Genomic DNA, 18,922 nt, shown 5'->3' with positions numbered 1-18,922 from the left:
CCAGATAGCTCGCTGTGTGACCAGAATGAGCCCGTATTCGTCCGTGCCAGCGCGTACACTAGACCCATGAAAACCGCGGAAATCCGCGGGATTCCGGCCCAGTTGTGGGTGGACGAAGAGCTCGAGACGGCTATCGTTTGTTCTTGGTTCGAGTCCAGGTACCCCAGCAGTAGCAACCCCCGGTCAAGCGGGGGTTTTGTTGTTAACATAATCACATTCTCGGCAGAGTATCTGGCCACAGTGCTGTTGTAGACAACAAATTCATTTAGAACGAGCGCACGCGAAAGCCCTGTTGAGAGACGTTTAGGGCCGATCCGTGGTGTCGAAATTCGCGTGGCTTGCCGTCATGCACGGATTGAGCGCAGGTAGGTATCCCTGCATCCTCTAAGTCGGCGACGGGGGAGCGGCGAGCAAGCACCGGGCCGTCGTCCTCCGTGCGAGTGAGAGCTGTGCCGAGCAGATCGGACAGCTGCTAGAAGGACTCGACAGAATGGGGAACGCCGCCTGCGAAATATAGTCTGTCGACAAGCCAGCCCTTGAGCGTCTCGTAGCCCTACGGATGCGAGATGGTGAGATGAATTTTGACAGTCGGATTAGTCGCACTGCTGCGGCCGAGCCGAGAGGTATCTCGTAACGTGGGGCCCGACGCCCAGCGGGCTGCGCCTTAGTCGAAGACGCGCCATTCGCGCACGAACTCATCGACGGTCTTGGTTTCGAGGTCGCGGCGCACAGTCTCCAACAAGAAGTGGGGTTCGCCGATGTCAGCGGCAGTGCGTAGAACCTCGGCTCCGCTCGCGCGCCGGCGGATGACTAGGTCGGCGTCGATCTCGACGTCACCCGATGCTGCGCGGATCAGTGCCCATGCCCGACGAAGCAGGCGTCGAGTGCGCGTGCCTGATGGCTCCTCGAGGTCTGCGATCAGGTAGTTTGACGCGCGATCCATTCCCTTATCTTGTCGTATCGCCAAGCGCCGGCGCACGTCCCCGAACCGTTAGAAAAGACATTCCTATAGATAAGCCGGCGGGTACCTCGTGCCCCACTGCGGATCATTGAACGCACCGGCGAATGCCGGCAGGGGCGACCGGCTACAGCACGTCCTCGCCCGCAGCGAAGGTGTGGTCGGGGTCTTCGAACTGCATGTCGTGGCGCACGTCAGGGAGACGTCTTCACGTTTCCTGTGGCTCGTATTCATCGGTATTTGGTTTCTAGGCCACTGGTCCAGATCGCCTGCCGCCTGCAGAATTTGAGAGGCCGTGCTTTCGGCCTAGGGCGGCATTCGTGATCTCAATGCTGATTCCGGACCGCTGTATCCACGACCGAGAAATGAACCATGACGACCTTGCACTCGCGCCGCCTGGCACTTTTTGCCCTCTTCGCCCTGCCCGGGCTGGCGATCTCTTCGTGGGTGACTCGGACGCCGGCCATCCGGGATCTGCTGGGCGCGACGACATCGGAGATGGGCTTGATCCTGCTCGGCTTGTCCGCCGGGTCGATGATCGGCATCCTTGCGTCCGGTCCTGCCGTCGCGCGCTGGGGAGCGAGGCCCGTGATGCTCGCGGGCACGATCGGGGTCATCCTGAGCATGCCGACGATCGGCGTCGGGGCAGCTTCATCGTCGGCCACAGCGACGATCATCGGCCTGTTTCTCTTTGGGCTGGGGATGGGGGGCGGGGAAATCGCGATGAACGTCGAGGGCGCCGACATCGAGAAGACCATCGGCCGCCCCGTGCTGCCTGCCCTGCACGGCTTCTTCAGTCTGGGCACTCTCGTCGGTGCCGGTGCGGGCATCGCTTTCACCGCGACCGACGTCCCGGTGTTGTGGCACTTGTCCGCGATCGGGGTCGTCACCGTCGTCGTCATGGGCGCGGCTGCTCCGCGTATCCCGCGCGGAACCGGGCAGGTTCTTCGGGCAGCGGAGCTCACGGCGGCGGCGCCTCGGTTGCCTCTGTGGCGCGACACGCGCCTTCTTCTTATCGCTGCGTTGGTGCTCGCGATGGCGCTCACCGAAGGGACCGCGAGCGACTGGCTCCCCTTAGTCATGGTCGACGGCCACGGTTTCGACGCCACATCGGGGTCTGCCGTGTACACCGGATTCGCCGCCTCCATGACGATCGGCCGCTTCGTCGGTGGGGCGTTCGTCGCCCGTTTTGGCCGTGCACCTGTTCTGCGAGTCGGTGTCCTCAGCGCCGTTGTGGGCATGGCCCTGGTGATCTTCGTCGACAGCCAGGTCGCCGCAGTAGCGGCCGTCGTCCTCTGGGGCCTGGGCGCGTCCTTGGGTTTCCCTTTGGCGTTGTCCGCGGCAGGAGAAGGAGAGGGAGACCCCGCCAGGCGCGTCGCCTTCGCGGCCACGGTCGGATACGTGGCATTGCTCGTCGGGCCGCCCCTCATCGGGTTCGTTGGCGAACACTCCAGTCTCAGGACGGCACTGATCGCCCCGCTCGTCCTAGTGGCGGCCGCTGCATTCATCACCCCTGTCGTCAGGCCTCCCGAGGCTTTGACCGATCGTGCTGGGTCGCCTTTGCCAGTGCGTGCGGCGCTTCGCTGACCCGGAACGGTTGAAGCGGACTGTCACGCCCGGGCGTCGAACCGGCGGCGATAGCTCGACGGCGTGCTGCCGAACGCGGCGGCGAAGTTCTGGCGCAGGGTAACGGGGTTGCCGAATCCGCACGACGCGGCGATCTGATCGACCGAGAGTTCCGACGTCTCGAGAAGCCGTCTGGCTTCATCGAGTCGGCGAGACCTTACCCACGCGGCCGGTGTCGCCCCCGTGGCGTTGCGGAAAGTCCGTACGAAGGTGCGGCGGCTCATGTGCGCCGCGGCCGCGAGGCGGTCAACGCCGAGATCCTCCCCAAGATTTTCCAGGGCCCAGGTCGATGCGACGGCGATGGGGTCGGCTGCGGCTTGGTGCGCCAGGGGCCGCTCGATGTACTGCGCCTGCCCGCCCTCCCGATGTGGTGCGACGACCAAGCTTCGCGCGACCCGGTTCGCCGCTTCGGCGCCGAGGCGCGTCCGGACTACATGCAGGCACGCGTCGATACCGGAAGCGGTACCCGCCGACGTCATCACGTCGCCGTGATCGAGATACAGCACGTCCGCGTCTACGGTGACGCCCGGATGTCTCCGGGCCAGGTCGCCGGCGGCGTGCCAGTGCGTCACCGCACTTCGGCCCTCGAGCAGGCCGAGGTCGGCGACGGCGATCGCCCCGAGGCACAGCCCGACGATCGTCGATCCGCGACCGTGGGCACTGAGAAGCGTTGCCCGGAATGCAGGCCGGATCTTCCGGCCGTCGTCGATCCATGAGGGGACGACGACCAAGTCGGCGTCAAGGACAGCGTCAAGACCCATAACCCGGCCCAAGGTGTACCCCTCGGCAGTGCGGATCGAGCCCGCGCGGTCGGAGAACAGAACTGTTTCCCACTGGGCCAGCCCCTGCCGACTCACCTCATCGAAGACCATCTGCGGCACCGAAAGATGAAACATCGGGACACCATCGAATGCGTAGATCGCGATCTTCACAGAAACCCTTTCTCTGGCCTGATGCCATCGTAATACTGCACACGGGCCAGTCGCGGAGACGGCGACAAGACCGGTAGCGTGGAGACGTGCCCCATCCAGTTATTACCCCAACACCCACTTCCGCTGACAGAGTCACCGCCAAGGCCGTGTTCATCGATTTCGATGGGACATTCGCTGATCGAGGAGTCATCCCACCCGCTCACGTAGAAGCCGTTCGTCGAGCGCGGTCCAACGGCCACAAGATATTCCTGTGCACGGGCCGACCGAAATCGATGCTCGCTCGCAACGTGCAGGCCGTCGGATTCGACGGCCTTGTCGCTGCTGCTGGCGGCTATATTGAGGTTGACGAGCAGGTCTGGTCTGACCAGCGGTTTTCGGCTGACCTAGCAGCGAGAACGATCTCCGTCCTCGAGAAATACGACGTCACCTACGTCCTCGAAGCACCCACCGCGATCTTCGGGCCGCCCGGAAGTCGCGAGCGGATACACGGGATTCTCTTTGGAGCCTTTCCCGGCGATGGCCAGGGGCCGAGCGACATCCTCGCGTCACTTCAGATACCTAACGACCTCAACGATTGTTCGTTCGGTAAAGTCACAATTTTCGACTCCAGAGTGCCGGTTCCCGTCCTCGCGGAAGAGATCGGCATCGATATCGCGGCACTTCCGAGTTCCATCACGGGGTTGAAGGATAGGGCGGGTGAGCTGTACATCCCCGGCGTTGACAAATCGGTCGGTATCGCCGCTGTCATCGCTCGATTCGGAATCGACCAAAGCGACGTCGTTGCCATCGGGGATGGGACCAACGACCTTGAGATGCTCGCCTTCGCTGGTACTGCTGTCGCCGTTGAAGGATCCCCGAAAGCGTTGCTCCGGCTGGCCGACCTGGTCATCCCAGGCCCTGACCGTGAAGGAATAGTCTTCGGCTTCGATGCTCTAGGCCTGACACGTCCAGAAATTCGACCAGTGCGTCCCGACGTGGAAGAGCCTGAGCGCGTCTGGTAGAGGTATCCAGGCCGTCTCCACGTCAGACCGAACACCCCCACGTGAACCGGCTTTTACCATTGATAGGCGAGGAATTTTCCCTCTATGGTTACCCGGACTCGATCGCCGTCGGGGTGAGCAACGCGGCCGAGTTCGACATTGCAATTGATCGCGCTCATGATCCCGTCACCGAATTCCTCGTGAATGAGTTCTTTGAGTGCGGGGCCGTAGACCTGGAGGAGCTCGTGGAACCGGTAGATCGTTGGATCGCTCCTTAGCGAGTCGTCTGCTGTGCGGGAGGGCTGACGCTGCATCGCTGTGACGGCGTCGTCGTCCAAACCCAGCAGCTCGCCAAGCGCACGTGCCTGGTCGGCCGGAATCGGGTGGAAGCCGAGAATCGCGGCCGCGGTCCACACCGGTGGGCGGGAGATAGCCGACGCGAGGTCCTCCCAGGTGAGCCCGATTTTGATGCGCAGTTGGTTCGCCAGCTCTCCCGCCTCACCCTTCTCCATGCGTTACCTCGCCGTCGTTATAGTCGTTGCCACGGGAGAACTCGACGAAGGTGCAATCGGTTTCTCCTACGGCCCACGCATCGTGTTCGGGCGGGAGCAGCATCACGTCTCCGGTGGAGAACTCGGCATGCTCACCGTCTCTCATCTCGACGGCAAGGGTTCCGGCGGTAACGAGGGCTACGTGTGGCAGCACGCACAGATCGGTGCCCGCATATTCCTTGAGGTCCGCGGACCAGCGCGCGCCAACGTGGAACGTGATTTGCGTGACCTCCACACCATTCAGGCTCGCCGTTCGCTTAGCGATGCGCCCGTGGACGCCGGAGGACGCGGTCAGGTCAGCCGCACGGCGCCTCGGGATAGCGCCCACCCGCACAGCCCTCCGATCCGAGATGCGCCGCCAGATCAGGGAGCACATCGCCGATCCAGATTTCAATGCGCTCACGCTGGCCGCGAACAATCACATCTCGGTGAGGACTCTGCAGATGAAATTCGCGGCAGCGGGCACGACTCCAGCAGCCACGATCCGGGCGGTACGCCTCGAATTCGCGCGCCACCTCATAGACCGCGGTAACACCGTGCCACGCGCAACGTTCGACAGAGGATGCCGACAGCCCAGTGCGTTCGCCCGCGCCTTCCGGCGCCAGTACGGCACACCACCCTCCCGGCACTCCTCCTTGCACGCACCTGACGAAAGCTAGTCGAGGAGCGGCTCGCGAGTCTGAGGCGCCCCACCTGTGACACCTCAGACGATCACCAGATTGAGCACGTCTGCGGGTAGTACAGTCCACAGCCACTGGTGTGGGGGCATTCGTATCGAACGGAAGACGCAAATGCGTCCGTTTGACAAGCCGTGGCGGCGTCCGGGGCAGTATCCGGTGGTCATACCGCGAAGGACCCTGATAGTGGACGCTTAGCAAGTACGGAGGCGAGACTTTCGGGTTCGTGAACTCAGAGTGCGGCTGCTCGCTGGGCGCCGAGGACGGCGGAGCTGCCGAGGTTGTCCTTCGGCAGCACGGAACCGTCTGCGATCGCATCGGTCCAGGCCTGGGCGGTGGCGACCGCGGCGAAGTTCGAGTTCAACAGCGCCATGAGGGTCGTGTGCACGGTTTTCGCGTCGGAGAAGCCCGCATCGTTGGCGATGTTGATGGATCCGGTCGCGTCCGAGAGGACCTCGGCGGTCAGCCCGTGGGTCTCGGACTCGGCGGCCGAGGCGATGATGCAGTTGTTGGTCATGTAGCCCACCAGGGTGATCGTGTCGACCTCGTGCTCCCGCAGCCAGTCGAGAACATCCGTGCCGGCGAAGACCGTGCCGAATTGCTTCGTCACGGACTTCCACCCGGGGCTCTGGCGGTTCGCAATCTCGGGATGCAGCGCGAAACCGGCCATCGTCGGGTTGAAGACAGGTGCCTCATCTCCAGCGCTGTGCTGGATGACAGCGATCGGAATTCCTGCGGACGTGGCCGCGTCGATGGCGGCGGTGATCTTCGGCAAGGAGTCCTGGTGAGCCGGGTACTTGATCTCCAGCGGTCCGCTGAAATACTCCTGCTGCACGTCAACGAGGATCAGTGCGCGACGGGGTGTGTTCATAGTCATTAGGTCCAGACGTTCGGGCAGCGTTAACTGCGTTTCCTCTATGATCCCGTGCTCCCTCACGGCACACCATTGGCTCACATGACGCAATGCGATGACTTTAGGCCAGTTGAGACGGGACCGATATCTCACCACTTTTGCGTTGGAAAGTGTGATCTCCAAACGTTTGGGCTGCTCCAGTTGACGTAGAGTGCTTGTTGACTCTACAAGACGTAGAGTGCTTGGAGTGCGTAAGTCGCGCACTTATCGGTAACCCGGAGGAGACCCCATGCAGACCCAGTTCACGATCGCCGGGATGCATTGTGCTCATTGTGAGGGTCGGATTCAGCGTGAGGTCGGCGCAATCGAGGGTGTCTCAGAGGTGTCATCGGACTACCGCACGGGAATTGTCATCGTCACGAGCGCCAAGACTGTACCGACAGTGGCATTCGCTGCCGCGGTGGACGAGGCAGGCTACGACCTCCTCGATGTCTGACACGCGCGCAACTCCCACGTCCCCTATCTCACGCGACTGGTGGATGGCCGCGGCCGCATTGGTGTCTCTCGCCGTGGTGGTAGTGGTTGTCGTCAACAGGGGGGACTCCGGTTACGCAGCACTGAACCGCGGCTATCCAGGCCTCGAAACGTCAGTGACCAGTGCCGTCCTGCGTTTTGTCGTCGACCTTGCCGGTGCCCTGTGTATTGGCTCGCTCGCCGTGGTGACGCTGGTCGTTCCGCGGTCGGGGAAACAACGGATGTTCATCCGAAACGGGGCCGACCTCGTCATTGTGCGCTGGAGCGCACTGGTCTGGACCGTCGGCGCGGCTGCGCTCATCGCCGTGGATGCCGCAGACGCTAGTGGCGCCCCGCTGTCCAGGCTCTTGGAACCCGGCGCTCTGCCGTACTTGGTGCAGGCCTCGTACCTACCCGGCGCCTGGATCGTCGTCACCGTGCTTGCATTGACGATTTTCTGTGCCGCGAATTTCGTGCAGACCTGGATGGCGAGCCTGGTCCTGGCCGTGTTAGCCGCGCTGGCGCTGCTCACCCCGGTTCTCGTTACCCAGGTGCTCGTGGGACCCAACCATGACCTCGGCGGCGACGCGGCGATGCTCGGCACGCCCGCCATGGCACTGTGGCTCGGCGCGAGCGTTGGTATGGTGCTGGGCTGGCGGAGTGGCCGCACCAGCTCTCCTCTGGCCGTTGTCCGATTCACAATCTTGTCCTGTTGCTGCGCCGTGACGGTTGCGGCCTCTCAACTGGTGATCGCGGTCTTTGAGCTTGCCGGGTCGTCCCCATTCGCGAGTCCCACCGGCCTGCTCTTCCTTGTGAACTTTGCTATTCTCGCCGCCCTCGCGGTGCTGGGTGCCCGGCAGGTCCGCCGGCAGCTGACCGCGCAGGCGCTGGCAGCCCCCGCGGCAACCGGGGCGGTGCCCGGCCGTCTGATAGCGGCATCTGTACTATTGGTGGTCTCACTCGGCGTCACCGTGATGATGACCCGGATCCCGCCGCCGCAGTACTTTGTGCCTACCTCCATCGAGCAGCTCTTTCTCGGCTTCGAGGTCCCGGAGGCTCCCACCTTCGGCGTGCTGATTACGGCCTGGCGCCTCAATATCCTCTTCGCCGTCATGGCGACAATCGCGGTGACCGCGTATCTTCTGGGTGTGCTGCGACTGCGTCGCCGCAACGACGTGTGGCCCGTCGGCCGCACGATCGCTTGGGTGCTCGGTTGGGTGGTCCTCGTGCTCACTACCTCGTCGGGCCTGGGCCGGTACTCCACGGTCTCGTTCAGCCTGCACATGTTGATGCACATGAGCCTGAATATGCTCGGCCCGCTGCTGCTCGTGCTGGGCGGCGTGGTGACCTTGGCCCTCCGCACCCTAGCCCCCCGCAAACGCAGCGAACCAGCCGGCCCTCATGAATGGCTGACCGGCCTGTTGAACTGGCGGATGACCCGGGCGATGTACGCTCCGCTCTGGGTCTTCATCTCCTTCGTGGGCAGCTATTACCTGATCTACCTCACTCCGATCTTCCAGGAAGCCCTGCGCTACCACTGGTCGCACCAGCTGATGAACCTGCACTTCGTGCTCGGAGGGTACCTCTTCTACAGCCTTGTGATCGGCGTGGACCATCCCCCTCGCCCGCTACCGCACATCGGCAAACTGGGCCTGGTGCTGGCCGCAATGCCCTTCCACGCGTTCTTCGGTGTGGTGATCATGACCCAGACCGACATCATCGCCGAGACCTTCTACCGCTACATCGACGCCCCCTGGATGACCGATCTTGCCGGCGACCAATACCTCGGCGGCGGGATCGCCTGGTCGGCCGGGGAGTTACCGCTCATTGTGGTGGTGATCGCCCTAGTCACGCAGTGGGCAAGACAGGACGCTCGCACGGCGTCCCGCACCGACAGGCATCTGGATACCGGTATGGACGACAGCTTCGACGCTTTCAACGACATGCTGGCCACGCTCGCCCGCCGCGAGGCGGCTCGTCCCACCAGCCCGAACCTCCCCGAAGGATCTGCCCATGAGCGTTGAGTCGCTGAACCGTACCGCCCCTGCCGATGAATACTTGGAACTCGACGTGGGCGGAATGACCTGTTCGGCTTGTGCGAATGCCGTGGAGCGCCGGCTCAACAAGCTGGAAGGCGTCACTGCGTCGGTGAACTTCGCGACCGAACGGGCGCTGGTATCTGGCCTGCCCGCAGCGGAGGCGCAGCTTGCCCTCGACGCCGTGGCCCGGGCCGGGTACAGCGCTGCCGTGCGAAGCGGCGATGACGACGCCTGGTCCCTGCGGGCAACCGAGGTGAAGATCTCGTCGCTCCGGCGTCGCTTGGCCATCTCGGCGCTGCTCACAATCCCGCTGTGCGATCTCACCATTCTGCTGGCGCTGGTGCCCGACTTCAGGTTCGTGGGGTGGCAACTGGTCTGTATCCTCCTCGCGCTCCCTATCGTCACTTGGGCAGCGTGGCCGTTTCACAAGGCCACCCTGCGCAACCTGCGGCACGGCTCGGTGAGCATGGACACTCTCGTCTCTCTCGGAACTGTGGTCTCGTTCGGCTGGGCGGTCTATTGCATGGTATTCGCGCCCAGTACCGAACCGGGCTACTGGTTGGGCTTTGGTGTGACCCCAGCAGGCGCCGACTCGATCTACCTCGATGTGGCTGCCGGCATGGTCACCTTCCAGCTCGGCGGGCGATACTTCGAAACACGCTCGCGCCGGCGCGCCGGAGACGTGCTCAATGCCATTAGCAACCTTGCCGTTCGGCAGGCTCGGATTGTTGGTGAGAGCGGTGACGAACAACTCATCGCTACTGCACAGCTGCGGGTCGGCGACACCCTGGTCGTGCTGCCAGGTGAACGACTGCCCGCCGACGGCATCGTGACTGACGGAAGGTCCACCCTGGACACGAGTGCTATGACCGGCGAGTCCGCGCCTGCCGAAGTCGGCCCCGGCGACAGTGTGATCGGTGGCACCGTGAATGTGAGCGGGCGGCTCCGCATTCGTGCCGTGGCTGTGGGAACGCGCACCCGGCTTGCGCAAATGGCGGCGCTCACCGACGACGCTCAGCGTCGCAAGGCCCGTTCCCAGACCTTTGCTGACCAGGTGTCGTCGATCTTCGTTCCTATCGTGATAGCGCTGGCCGTGGTGGTCACCGTGGCTTGGCTCTGGTCCGGAGCCGATGCTTCCACGTCCGTCGGTAATGGAATTGCCGTGCTCATCATCGCGTGCCCGTGCGCGTTGGGTCTCGCCACCCCCACCGCGCTCATGGTGGGAGTAGGCCGCGGCGGCCAGCTCGGTGTGCTGATCAAAGGGCAGGATGCCCTCGAGGCCAGCGGCGTCATCGACACCGTGGTCTTCGATAAAACCGGTACGGTCACCACTGGCGACATGCAGGTTGTAGCCGTCGTGCCGCTCGGCTCCCACGACCGCCCGTCGGTACTGCGGGCCGCCAGCGCGATCGAAGCGGCCTCCGAGCACGCAATCGCCCAAGCAATCGTGGGCTTGGCCCGAGACGAGCTGGCCGAGATTGCTCCGGTACAGAACTTCACTGCGCTGACCGGTCTCGGTGCAAAAGGAACAGTCGACGGCACGGTGGTTCTCATCGGCAACCAACGTTTCATGACAGACCAGGGCGTGGTGATTCTTGGTGAGGGCAATGATGAGTTGACGAACGCCCTTCAGTCCAGTTCCACCGTTGTTGTTGTCGCCGTAGACGGCGCCGCCATCGGCATCATCGCCCTCTCCGACACGATCAAACCCTCGGCCGCGCCCGCTATCGCCGCGTTGCAGAAGCTGGGTTTGCACACGGTGTTGCTCACGGGCGACACCGTCGTGGTGGCAACGGCCGTGGGCGGTGAGATCGGAATCGACGAGGTCATCGGCGGTGTGTTACCCACCGATAAAGCCGCAGTGATCGAACGCCTGCAGCAGTCCGGCCATCGTGTGGCGATGGTGGGTGACGGTATCAACGACGCCGCCGCGCTGGCGACGGCAGATCTGGGCCTGGCGATGGTGCGCGGCGCAGACATCGCCATGAAGGCCGCAGACATCATCCTCGTGCGGGAGGACCTGCGGGTGGTGGTCGACGCCGTGCTGCTAGCCCGACGCACGCTTCGCACCATTCGGGGCAACCTGGTGTGGGCATTCGGCTACAACATAGCCGCCATCCCGTTGGCCGCGACGGGGCTGCTGAACCCACTCATCGCGGCGGCGGCAATGGCGGCATCGTCGGTGTTCGTGATCTCCAATAGCCTGCGCCTGCGCAACTTCGAACCCGGAGACCATGTCGGCTAGTGCGTAGAGCGGCGTCAGATGTCGACAAGAGCGGCGTACCGGCGTGCTCGAGCGGCTCCCACGCTGCCACGGGGCGGGCGGGCCGCGACTCTGCGGGCGCGCAGCAGCATCGAATCGTCGCCGAGAAGCTCCCCGACCTTCAGCAGAGCGTTGGCCGTGTGTACCGCCCCCACCCGGCGGGCCGCAGCATCGTCGGCGATGAGTTCGACAAGAAGGCGAGTGGTCTCCTCGAGGCGGCGCGCGCCCGGGATCATCGGCAGGCACATGCGGTTAAGCTGAGCCAGCTGCGAGATGCGACCGTGCCGTTGTACCAAGTGTGTTCTTTCATGCTCGACGATGGCACGAAACTGTCCCCGGCTGAGTTCGCTTTCCAGTCGCGACGAGACCAGAACTCCGCCGTCGGCCCCGGGCGTGCAAAGGGCAACTGGTAGCGCGGACGGCACGATCGTCACGCGTACGCCGTGCATATACAGGTTGCGGCAGTCGGAGGCCGCTGACAGCAGGGTGAACTGAGCGTGCAGCCGCCGCTCGGCGTCGGCGAGGGGCTCCGCCGTAGCCATGACCAACGCGACGAGCGCGCCCACCCCGGCGAGCCCGACCCAGCCGAGTAAAACCAGGGAAGTGGGGATCAGCCATGAATTTGAGCTGCTGGGAGCGCCGGCCATCGCCATGATCGCGCTGATGGTGATGGTCAGACTGGCGACGATACAGGCCAAGCCGCCCAAAAACACTGAGTACCACGCTAGGAGCGCCAAGCGAGGGCTGCCTGTGGTCACGCGCTCGGACACGAGCAGATACGGCGCCCCGCCGATGAGGAGGAATGCCGTCGCGGCGAGGGTGAGCACAACGACGATCGTCACGACGTGTCCGTTACTCTTCCGGGCCGAGAGCGCGCCTGAGGAGATCGGCGTCTTGAGACCCCAATGAACCGGCAAAGCGCAACAGGGCCGCGCTGCGGTCGCTGCTGGAGTGAAGCGCAGACTCCATGGCATCCGCGACGAAGGTGGGTTCGGAATGTGTCGCTGCAAAGACGGCGCCGCTGGCTCCGAGTGGGGACTTGGTCACCACGCCCTTGGTGCTGAGCCTGTCTAGCACGGTGAGGATCGTGGTGAGCGCCGGGGTGGGGCCCTCAGTCGGGAAGGAGTCGCAGATGGTTCTCGCCGATAGCGGAACGCTCGAGTTCCAGAGGACGCGCATAACTATGCCCTCAAGTTCGCCTCTGTTGCGTCGCACCTGTCTACCCAAACCTTCCCTCTATTGTCATTTTACAGGGCGTGACCGAGCGGGGTGGAAGGCATCGGCCCCGAGATCACTTCACACGTTCATCAGAAAGAGCATCACGCCCATTCCCGCCGCCATGACCGTGTGGCACAACGAGTGAAGGCGGTGCCCTCGCACGCCCAAGAACCGGCACAGCCACCACAGCGTTGCCGCACCGGAGGCGACGATGAACACCACGTTGACGACGTCTGCCCAGACTGGCGTGGCGGAGATCATCGCGCCGGCACCTCCACCGTGGTGGCTGGCGTGGGCCGAGCTGCTCTCGCCTCCCATGACTCCAGCCATGAGTAGCGGCATCGCCGCCAGCATCCAGATCATGGCCGCATCCATGACGATATGACTGACGAGATCCACTTTGCCGGCGAGCGGCTTCGTTCTGCCGAAAAGCGGGAACAACGAGAGGGTGAAAACTCCGAACAGCGCAACCTGCGCCCACGTAACCGCATCTATGACGTACACCCAGACCATCACGATCATCGCGATGCTCATCAAACCGTGATTGAGATGGATCAACCCCATGTCCGTCAGCCCCTCATACCGTGAGCGGGATGCAATCCGATGCTGGACGAGAACCCTCAAGCAAACGACGGCGGTGAACAAGAAGGCGATTGTCAGGATGAAGTCCCACGGAGATCCGATCATGCACCCACCCTACCTCTACATCTTGTAGAGTCTGAGTCTGAGTCTGAGATCGAGAGAAAGAGGTCGGCATGACCGCCATTGACCGACCGGCCAGGCCCGGGACGCCGTACGCGCCAATCAAGAGACGCGGCACCAATTGGTATGCCGCATTCTGGCGGTGGCACTTTTACGGATCGATCATCGTGATTCCCGTCCTGTTCCTGCTCGCTGTGTCTGGTATGACGTACATGTTCCGGAGTCAGGTCGACGCGTTCACCCACCCCGGTGTGCTTACTGTCACTCAGCCTCAGGGTACGGTGCGCGTGCCCCTCTCTGCCCAGGAATCCGTCGTCCGCGCCGCGTTCCCCGATCGAACGGTTCTCTCCCTTGTCGACGCCACGGGCGATCGGTCCACGATTTTCGTGACGGAATTGGTGGACGGCAGCAGTAGCAACGTTTACGTCGACCCCTACACCGCTACAGTCACCGGGGACCTGACATCGGACCAACTTGTTTCCGACTGGGCAGAGCGGGTGCACGGAGACTTGCTACTGGGCGACGAGGGGATCGGCGACCGCATCGTCGAACTGGGGGCAAGCTGGGCCATTGTCCTGAGTATTAGCGGGTTCATTATCTTCTTCCTCGGCCGACGGCCACGAAAAGCAGGAAGAAACAAGAACGTCACGGGTTCACGAATTCGGGGAATGCATGCCATCGCTGGTGTGCCCGTGGGCCTGGGCATCCTGATGCTGGTCGTCTCGGGACTGCCCTGGACTGGAGTCTGGGGAACGCTAGCGCAGCAGGTCGCAACGGACACCTCCGCTTCTCTGTGGGGCGAGGATCCCGGGGCAGACTCGACGATTCGCGACCTGATGGAGAAGACAAACGGAACCTCCGCGGAGGCGGGCTGGGCGATTGGTAACGGCCCACTCGGCGCCAGCGCTGGTGGCGGCACGCCGATCTCGATCGATATCGCGGTCGCCGCGGCGACCGCTGCCGGCGCCCCCGAGCCCTATTCCGTCATGTATCCCGATGGTGACACGGGAGTGTTCAGCGTGACAGGTGGTCAGTGGGACAACAACGGAAACGCCGCTGAATCCGATGTGACCCAAGAGCAGACCGTGCACGTCGATCAGTACTCCGGTGCGATAGCAGCTCGCTACGGCTACGACGACTACAGTGCGGTGGCCAAGGTCGTATCCCAAGGGATCGCTGTGCACGAGGGGCGACGCTTTGGGGCCGTCAACATGATCGCAACAACCTTGTTCTGTCTGGCGGTGATCTTCATGTGCGTGTCGGGGCCGATCATGTGGTGGACTCGGCGTGGCACGGCTTCCGGGACTGCGGCTCCCCGTGCCAAGCTGCCAGTGTGGGGTCACCGGGTCTTGCTCGTGGCAATGACGGCCCTCGGCATCTTCCTGCCGATGTTCGGGCTGTCGCTGCTGATCGTCCTCGCGCTGGACCAGCTGCTGATCCGCAGGGTGCCCCGGTTGCGCCGTTTCTTCAGAACGGCGTAACCGAGTCGCCCACGCGAGTCAGATCGACAGCGCTGTCAGTGGGTTACTTCAGACCCCAGAAGGCATCTTCAGCGGGGCCGTCTTCGGAGAACAGGTGCACCTCAACGATCTTGCCGCTCCGGACCGTGAGCAGATCGATGCCGGCCATGTCCATGGTTGCTCCGGCACTGTTCCCTGAGAACCGCACCGGCACGGCGACCAGGTCCCCATTGACCATCGGGGCACCGGCGACGGCGAGCTGAAAACTGCCTGCGCTGGCTTCCATCATTCCGCCGAGAAGGGCGCCGACCCCGCCCACGCCATGGTGGTCTCCCGAGAACTGGTGATCGCCGGGCTGGTGCCAGAGGACGTCGTCGCTGAACTGGGCCATCACGGTGGGGATATCGCCGCGGCCGAGGGCGGCGAAATAGGTCTCAGCAACGGCTGCGGGGGTGGGCTCGGTCATTTTGGTGGCTCCTTCGTCGGTGTGTTCACCCATAGTCACAGATGGTAACTTGTTACCTCAACGTAACTAAGGAGATGCATGTCGAACGAAGCCCCGGTATGGAACGTCATGTTGGCTACCTGCCCCTCCCGAACCTCGTTGGCGAAGATCGCCAACAAGTGGACCGCGATGATCGTCATCACGCTCAGCGACGGCCCGGCCCGGTTCGGTGCCATCCGCGAGAGCGTCGGGGGCATCAGCGGCAAGGTGCTCTCGGGAACGCTTCGCGACCTGGAACGGGACGGGGTCCTCACCAGGACCGCGTACGACGAGATGCCACCTCGAGTGGAATACGAACTCACGTCGTTGGGGCGCACGCTACGCGAGCCTCTGACCGCCTTGGGCATCTGGGCGGAGCAGCACATCGAAGCGGTTCTGGACGCCCGAGACGCTTACGATCAACGGCCGACGGACAGGTGACGCAACCGGCGTCCACGTGAAGTCCTGGTGTCCGCTACGCGCTCGCGGGTTCGGTCACACAGGACGCGGGCAGCGGGACGGCGCCTTCAGCGTCGATCAGAGGCACTGTGGCCGCCCAGGTGTTCATCGCCTCCAACACGGGGCGCAGCGCCTCACCTGACGCCGTCAGCTCGTAGACCACACGAGGAGGAATCTCGGCGTACACGGTCCTGGTCACCAATCCATAGGTCTCAAATCGTCGAAGCCGGTTCGTGAGAGTGTGGGCACTGATGCCAGTCAGTGCATCGCGCAGCTCAGTGAACCTCGCCGGCCCGGTCAGCAGCTCTCTGATGATGAGCGTCGCCCAGGGGCCATCAAGCAGGGTCAGGAATCGAGCAATGCCGCATTCTGGCCAGGGCGCACCGGAAAATGTCATATTTTGAGGCTACTCCATTAGTGCAGTTGACGTAACTGGTGCATCGCGTGCACTAATGGTTCCCATGACCTATCTCATTCACGGCGCCACGGGCGCCCAAGGCGGCCCCGTCGTCGCAGCCCTCCGCAAAGCCGGCAAGAACGTCACAGCCGCGGTTCGCAACCCATCCAACTATGAGGGCGACGCCGTCGCCGTCGATTTCAGTTCGGTCGAGTCCCTGGAAGAGGCCTACCGCGGAGTCGAGGGCCTCTTCGTGCACCTGCCGATCGGGACTGCCGAACAGCAACTCGCCCACGCGCGGACCATCGTTGAGGCCGTCACGCGCGCCCAGCCCGCACGGGTGGTCGCCTCTACCAGCGGGTACCGCGTGAACACGACCGAGGCGGGGGAGGACGCCGCGTCGGTTCTCGTGAGGGGACTCATGGCGAGCGGTGTGTCAGTAGCCATCGTTGAACCCCGGCTCTACCTAGAGAACCTCCTTCTGCCTACAGTGACTGGACCCACCCGTGAAGAGGGAATGCTGCGTTATCCGATCCGTGACGACTACCGTGTGTCGTGGAGTTCGCACTTGGACATCGCCGACGTGGTGGTTCGACTCTTCGATCAGCCCGAGGTCACCGGTGTGGTCGCGGTCGGAGCTCTTCCCGGTCTTCTTGGGGACGACTTGGCAACGGGTTTCGGAACGTATCTTGACCGGAGCGTGAGCTTTGAGGCGCAGGATCCAGACGACTTCGGTGCCCTCATAACGCCGTTGTTCGGCAAAGCCGGGGCCGACCCGGTTGTTGCGTCCTACCACTGGAGGCTCACTCAGACCGGTGAGGAGATCGAAATGGGAAATAGTGCACAGCAACGTCTCGGTATCGAACCGCGCTCCATCGAGCAGTGGCTTCGAGACGTCCGAGCCTGACCTGGATCTGATCACCGGGTTGCTAACCGTCCCTGAATCACCTTGTAGGTAGAGCCAGTCCGCGAGGACTGGCTCTACCGCTTTATCTACCCGCGAATCACCGCCCTCAGTGGGTGGGCATGCCGTAGTGGTCGGCGATCAGTTCCACCGTGCGGGACTGGGCACGGCGCGAGTATCCCGAAACCACCAGCATCACCTCGTCGACACCGGTTTGTGCCTGAAGCTCTTCCAGGCCTGCGGCCACCTGGCCGGCGGTTCCATGAAGAGTCCGATCGGTGTATTCCTCAATGATTTGTCGCTCCTGCACGTTGGCCTGGAAGGCCTCCACTTCCTCGGGAGGAAGCAGCGCGAAGGGCTTACGCTGGAACATCCTCAGCATTGCCATGGCGGTGGACGTCGACTGGCGCCGCGCCTCGGCGGGATTCTCATCAGCAATCGCCCCGATGCTGACCAGGCTGTATGGCTCCGCGAGGAACGAAGACGGCCGGAAGTTCTCGCGGTAGATCCGCATGGCATTCAGGATGTCGGCGCTGCCGAACTGCAGTGCGAAGGCATAGGGCCGACCGAGGCGGGCGGCAACGTGCGCGGAGTAGGTCGATGATCCCAGAACCCAGATATCAGCGCTGGTCTCCGATCGTGGGACCCGGTTCTGCTCCGCCTGCCACGGGCCCGGCACGGCGGGCACATTACGATAGGGGTGATCCGGCGGAAAGTCATTGCCCAAGAATCCGAGCAGTTCGTCGATTTGCTCGGGGAATTCGTCGTTCGCCGTGTGGTGACGGCGCAGGGCCGCAGCGGTTGCTCCGTCGGTGCCCGGAGCCCGACCGAGGCCGAGATCGATCCGTCCTGGAGCCAGCGCGTCGAGCATGCCGATTTGTTCGGCGACCACCAGGGGCACGTGGTTGGGCAGCATGATCCCGCCTACGCCGAGCCTGATGCGCTCGGTCTCGCCGGTGAGCCGAGCCACCATCAGCTGCGGGGACGAGACGGCGGCACCGGGCATTGCATGATGTTCGGACATCCAGAACCGTTGGTAACCGCGCCGGTCGGCCAGCTGCGCGAGCGAGATCATCTCGTGGAAGGTTTCCTCTACCGGGTGGCCAACCCCGGTGAATGCATTGTCGAGTATCGACAAAACGAAGGGGGCGGTGCCGGAAGGGCTCGGATTGTTCATATACTACCTAACTTGTCACGGAATAATATTGGTTTTGACGTGACAATTCACTCTAAGGTCTCATCACGGCAAAGTGCAACTGATACCGTGAGCGCTATGACAAAGGTTCCATTGCCCCTCGCTCCGGGCACCGCCGAGCATCCGTGCTTGGCGTTGGTCAACAGCATCGTCACCCTCCCGGGCGGGCAGCGGGTCGATGAGCTCAACAGCCCGGAAAGTGCCACCGCGTGGCTCGTCATGCACGCCCTCGCACCCGCCCATACTGGATTGCTGGCCTATTGCCAACTTCAGCTCACGGATCTGAGAGCGAACCTGCGGAACGCGCTGGAGTCGCACACCGAAGGTGTCGCGCCGAATGCCGAAACATTGAGCGGCATCAACCGCGCCCTGACCGCAGTGCCCAGCGCGTCGTTGCTGCGATTCGACCCCGACGCAGGGCTGCTCCGGGTTCCGAGCCATCCAACGAGCCAGCTCGTCGCTCACGCCATGGCCCACATCGCCGAGGATGCCGCTGCGTTGTTGACTGGCCCGGATGCGCATCGCATCGCGCAGTGCGCATCCGCACCCTGTGATCGGTTCATGATTCGAACGCACGCAAGGCGGCAGTGGTGCTCGGAACGCTGCGGCGCCAGGCAGCGGGCCAATCGCGCCTACGCCCGGAAACAGGACCAGTCTCCCGCCGTATGACGGGAGAGGGTCAAGCTCGAACGACGGTGAGCGGCGCCGGTA

The 18,922-nt window shown here is 63.5% G+C and carries 21 protein-coding genes; 10 read left to right on the top strand and 11 right to left on the bottom strand.

Going from position 1 to position 18,922, the window contains the following annotated elements; genetic code table 11:
* Window positions 1-664: 664 nt before the first annotated feature.
* Entirely contained in the window at window positions 665-943 is a 279-nt protein-coding gene (locus E3T19_RS07035) for a hypothetical protein (protein WP_088456580.1), read from the bottom strand.
* A gap of 387 nt (window positions 944-1,330) precedes the next feature.
* Here E3T19_RS07035 and E3T19_RS07030 point away from each other — a divergent pair, with 387 nt between their 5' ends.
* On the top strand, window positions 1,331-2,545 hold the full coding sequence (locus tag E3T19_RS07030) for an MFS transporter (protein ID WP_134408437.1): 1,215 nt from the start codon (window positions 1,331-1,333) through the stop codon (window positions 2,543-2,545).
* Window positions 2,546-2,568: 23 nt separating this feature from the next.
* Here the strand turns inward: E3T19_RS07030 and E3T19_RS07025 are convergent, their stop codons facing one another.
* Entirely contained in the window at window positions 2,569-3,516 is a 948-nt protein-coding gene (locus E3T19_RS07025; protein ID WP_166788817.1) for a GlxA family transcriptional regulator, read from the bottom strand.
* Between the two features lie 86 nt (window positions 3,517-3,602).
* Between E3T19_RS07025 and E3T19_RS07020 the strand changes: the two genes are divergently transcribed.
* Window positions 3,603-4,517 carry an HAD hydrolase family protein gene (locus E3T19_RS07020; protein WP_088456578.1) on the top strand — a complete coding sequence of 305 codons (915 nt, stop codon included), beginning with the start codon at window positions 3,603-3,605 and terminating at the stop codon, window positions 4,515-4,517.
* Between the two features lie 53 nt (window positions 4,518-4,570).
* Here the strand turns inward: E3T19_RS07020 and cynS are convergent, their stop codons facing one another.
* A complete protein-coding gene (cynS, locus tag E3T19_RS07015; protein WP_088456577.1) occupies window positions 4,571-5,008 on the bottom strand; it encodes a cyanase in 438 nt (145 codons plus the stop codon).
* Window positions 4,995-5,450: a hypothetical protein gene (locus E3T19_RS07010; RefSeq protein WP_241980060.1), complete on the bottom strand. Its 456-nt coding sequence runs from the start codon at window positions 5,448-5,450 to the stop codon at window positions 4,995-4,997. Before E3T19_RS07010 ends, cynS begins: the two co-directional genes overlap by 14 nt.
* Between E3T19_RS07010 and E3T19_RS19620 the strand changes: the two genes are divergently transcribed.
* A complete protein-coding gene (locus tag E3T19_RS19620; protein WP_166788816.1) occupies window positions 5,398-5,706 on the top strand; it encodes a helix-turn-helix domain-containing protein in 309 nt (102 codons plus the stop codon). The two genes, E3T19_RS07010 and E3T19_RS19620, sit on opposite strands and share 53 nt — an antisense overlap.
* 250 nt (window positions 5,707-5,956) lie before the next feature.
* Here E3T19_RS19620 and E3T19_RS07000 read toward each other — a convergent pair whose 3' ends face one another.
* The gene (locus E3T19_RS07000; RefSeq protein WP_370294257.1) at window positions 5,957-6,601 is read right to left on the bottom strand and encodes an isochorismatase family protein; all 645 of its coding nucleotides are present in this window, start codon (window positions 6,599-6,601) and stop codon (window positions 5,957-5,959) included.
* Between the two features lie 265 nt (window positions 6,602-6,866).
* Here E3T19_RS07000 and E3T19_RS06995 point away from each other — a divergent pair, with 265 nt between their 5' ends.
* The 3 genes from E3T19_RS06995 to E3T19_RS06985 all read left to right on the top strand — a co-directional run bounded on the left by E3T19_RS06995 (window position 6,867) and on the right by E3T19_RS06985 (window position 11,374).
* Window positions 6,867-7,073, top strand: coding sequence for a heavy-metal-associated domain-containing protein (locus E3T19_RS06995; protein ID WP_134408433.1), 207 nt, complete (start codon window positions 6,867-6,869; stop codon window positions 7,071-7,073).
* Between the two features lie 154 nt (window positions 7,074-7,227).
* Window positions 7,228-9,114: a cytochrome c oxidase assembly protein gene (locus tag E3T19_RS06990; protein ID WP_166788815.1), complete on the top strand. Its 1,887-nt coding sequence runs from the start codon at window positions 7,228-7,230 to the stop codon at window positions 9,112-9,114.
* The gene (locus tag E3T19_RS06985) at window positions 9,104-11,374 is read left to right on the top strand and encodes a cation-translocating P-type ATPase (protein ID WP_134408431.1); all 2,271 of its coding nucleotides are present in this window, start codon (window positions 9,104-9,106) and stop codon (window positions 11,372-11,374) included. Before E3T19_RS06990 ends, E3T19_RS06985 begins: the two co-directional genes overlap by 11 nt.
* Window positions 11,375-11,388: 14 nt before the next feature.
* On the opposite strand, the gene E3T19_RS06980 is transcribed toward E3T19_RS06985, so the two are convergent.
* The 3 genes from E3T19_RS06980 to E3T19_RS06970 all read right to left on the bottom strand — a co-directional run bounded on the left by E3T19_RS06980 (window position 11,389) and on the right by E3T19_RS06970 (window position 13,297).
* On the bottom strand, window positions 11,389-12,234 hold the full coding sequence (locus E3T19_RS06980) for a M56 family metallopeptidase (RefSeq protein ID WP_134408430.1): 846 nt from the start codon (window positions 12,232-12,234) through the stop codon (window positions 11,389-11,391).
* Between the two features lie 10 nt (window positions 12,235-12,244).
* A complete protein-coding gene (locus E3T19_RS06975) occupies window positions 12,245-12,607 on the bottom strand; it encodes a BlaI/MecI/CopY family transcriptional regulator (RefSeq protein WP_255455319.1) in 363 nt (120 codons plus the stop codon).
* Between the two features lie 81 nt (window positions 12,608-12,688).
* The gene (locus tag E3T19_RS06970; RefSeq protein ID WP_134408428.1) at window positions 12,689-13,297 is read right to left on the bottom strand and encodes a DUF5134 domain-containing protein; all 609 of its coding nucleotides are present in this window, start codon (window positions 13,295-13,297) and stop codon (window positions 12,689-12,691) included.
* Between the two features lie 68 nt (window positions 13,298-13,365).
* Here E3T19_RS06970 and E3T19_RS06965 point away from each other — a divergent pair, with 68 nt between their 5' ends.
* Window positions 13,366-14,793, top strand: a complete 1,428-nt coding sequence (locus E3T19_RS06965; RefSeq protein ID WP_134408427.1) for a PepSY domain-containing protein — start codon at window positions 13,366-13,368, stop codon at window positions 14,791-14,793.
* 43 nt (window positions 14,794-14,836) lie between these two features.
* Here the strand turns inward: E3T19_RS06965 and E3T19_RS06960 are convergent, their stop codons facing one another.
* Complete coding sequence (locus E3T19_RS06960; protein ID WP_134408426.1) at window positions 14,837-15,238, bottom strand: nuclear transport factor 2 family protein; 402 nt, start codon at window positions 15,236-15,238, stop codon at window positions 14,837-14,839.
* Window positions 15,239-15,316: 78 nt separating this feature from the next.
* Between E3T19_RS06960 and E3T19_RS06955 the strand changes: the two genes are divergently transcribed.
* Window positions 15,317-15,697 carry a helix-turn-helix domain-containing protein gene (locus tag E3T19_RS06955; protein WP_088456572.1) on the top strand — a complete coding sequence of 127 codons (381 nt, stop codon included), beginning with the start codon at window positions 15,317-15,319 and terminating at the stop codon, window positions 15,695-15,697.
* A gap of 34 nt (window positions 15,698-15,731) precedes the next feature.
* Here the strand turns inward: E3T19_RS06955 and E3T19_RS06950 are convergent, their stop codons facing one another.
* Entirely contained in the window at window positions 15,732-16,112 is a 381-nt protein-coding gene (locus tag E3T19_RS06950) for a helix-turn-helix domain-containing protein (protein ID WP_088456571.1), read from the bottom strand.
* Between the two features lie 64 nt (window positions 16,113-16,176).
* Between E3T19_RS06950 and E3T19_RS06945 the strand changes: the two genes are divergently transcribed.
* A complete protein-coding gene (locus E3T19_RS06945; protein ID WP_134408425.1) occupies window positions 16,177-17,019 on the top strand; it encodes an SDR family oxidoreductase in 843 nt (280 codons plus the stop codon).
* A 106-nt stretch (window positions 17,020-17,125) separates the two neighbouring features.
* Here the strand turns inward: E3T19_RS06945 and E3T19_RS06940 are convergent, their stop codons facing one another.
* Window positions 17,126-18,193: an LLM class flavin-dependent oxidoreductase gene (locus E3T19_RS06940; RefSeq protein WP_134408424.1), complete on the bottom strand. Its 1,068-nt coding sequence runs from the start codon at window positions 18,191-18,193 to the stop codon at window positions 17,126-17,128.
* Between the two features lie 96 nt (window positions 18,194-18,289).
* Here E3T19_RS06940 and E3T19_RS06935 point away from each other — a divergent pair, with 96 nt between their 5' ends.
* Window positions 18,290-18,880 carry an ABATE domain-containing protein gene (locus E3T19_RS06935; protein ID WP_134408423.1) on the top strand — a complete coding sequence of 197 codons (591 nt, stop codon included), beginning with the start codon at window positions 18,290-18,292 and terminating at the stop codon, window positions 18,878-18,880.
* Window positions 18,881-18,922: the final 42 nt, after the last annotated feature.

This window comes from Cryobacterium sp. TMT4-31, assembly GCF_004403385.1.
Taxonomy (GTDB): Bacteria; Actinomycetota; Actinomycetes; order Actinomycetales; family Microbacteriaceae; genus Cryobacterium; species Cryobacterium zongtaii.
The sequence above is the reverse complement of the archived record's forward strand: the minus strand, read 5'-3'. Positions and strand labels throughout refer to the sequence as shown.